We start from the raw sequence: 808 nt of genomic DNA, 5'->3' as shown, positions 1-808 counted from the left end.
AGGAGGTCAGCGGTTCGATCCCGCTATTCTCCATTGAAATTTTATATTGGCGGTGTAGCTCAGCTGGCTAGAGCGTCCGGTTCATACCCGGGAGGTCATGGGTTCGATCCCCTTCGCCGCTATTATTTAAACGACTTGGACCTTTAGCTCAGTTGGTGAGAGCAGACGGCTCATAACCGTCGGGTCGTAGGTTCGAGTCCTACAAGGTCCATACCTTTAAAACTATGGAGGATTACCCAAGTCCGGCTGAAGGGAACGGTCTTGAAAACCGTCAGGTGGGTCAAACCACGCAAGGGTTCGAATCCCTTATCCTCCTTTTACTAATATCGCGGAGTAGAGCAGTTGGCAGCTCGTCGGGCTCATAACCCGGAGGTCGCAGGTTCGAGTCCTGCCTCCGCAATTTAAATTTAATGGTCCCGTGGTGTAGGGGTTATCACGCCTGCCTGTCACGCAGGAGATCGCGGGTTCAATTCCCGTCGGGACCGTAATTTTATTCATCAATGCGGGTGTAGTTTAGTGGTAAAACCACAGCCTTCCAAGCTGTTGTCGCGAGTTCGATTCTCGTCACCCGCTTCTTATGGGCCTGTAGCTCAGTTGGTTAGAGCGCACCCCTGATAAGGGTGAGGTCGATGGTTCGAATCCATTCAGGCCCATTACAAGTGAATATGGAGAATTACTCAAGAGGCTGAAGAGGACGGTTTGCTAAATCGTTAGGCGGCTTATCGCCGTGCAAGGGTTCGAATCCCTTATTCTCCGTTTTGTGTTATTAACTTAGGCCCGTTGGTCAAGCGGTTAAGACACCGCCCTT

The 808-nt window shown here is 51.1% G+C and carries 9 tRNA genes (1 of these 9 running past the window's edge); all 9 read left to right on the top strand.

The window, feature by feature from the left end:
* Positions 1 to 48 precede the first annotated feature (48 nt).
* A tRNA-Met gene (locus tag HMPREF3090_RS06230) sits at positions 49 to 122 on the top strand.
* Between the two features lie 15 nt (positions 123 to 137).
* Positions 138 to 211 (top strand) — tRNA-Ile (locus HMPREF3090_RS06225).
* A gap of 15 nt (positions 212 to 226) precedes the next feature.
* Positions 227 to 316: transfer RNA gene (locus HMPREF3090_RS06220), tRNA-Ser, on the top strand.
* A gap of 11 nt (positions 317 to 327) precedes the next feature.
* A tRNA-Met gene (locus HMPREF3090_RS06215) sits at positions 328 to 400 on the top strand.
* A gap of 12 nt (positions 401 to 412) precedes the next feature.
* Positions 413 to 485, top strand: a tRNA-Asp gene (locus HMPREF3090_RS06210).
* Positions 486 to 502: 17 nt separating this feature from the next.
* Positions 503 to 573: transfer RNA gene (locus HMPREF3090_RS06205), tRNA-Gly, on the top strand.
* A 6-nt stretch (positions 574 to 579) separates the two neighbouring features.
* Positions 580 to 653, top strand: a tRNA-Ile gene (locus HMPREF3090_RS06200).
* A 14-nt stretch (positions 654 to 667) separates the two neighbouring features.
* Positions 668 to 756, top strand: a tRNA-Ser gene (locus HMPREF3090_RS06195).
* Positions 757 to 782: 26 nt separating this feature from the next.
* A tRNA-OTHER gene (locus HMPREF3090_RS09865) sits at positions 783 to 808 on the top strand; it runs 45 nt beyond the window's last position.

This window comes from Aerococcus sp. HMSC23C02, from assembly GCF_001806805.1.
Classification (GTDB): Bacteria; Bacillota; Bacilli; order Lactobacillales; family Aerococcaceae; genus Aerococcus; species Aerococcus sanguinicola.
The sequence above is the reverse complement of the archived record's forward strand: the minus strand, read 5'-3'. Positions and strand labels throughout refer to the sequence as shown.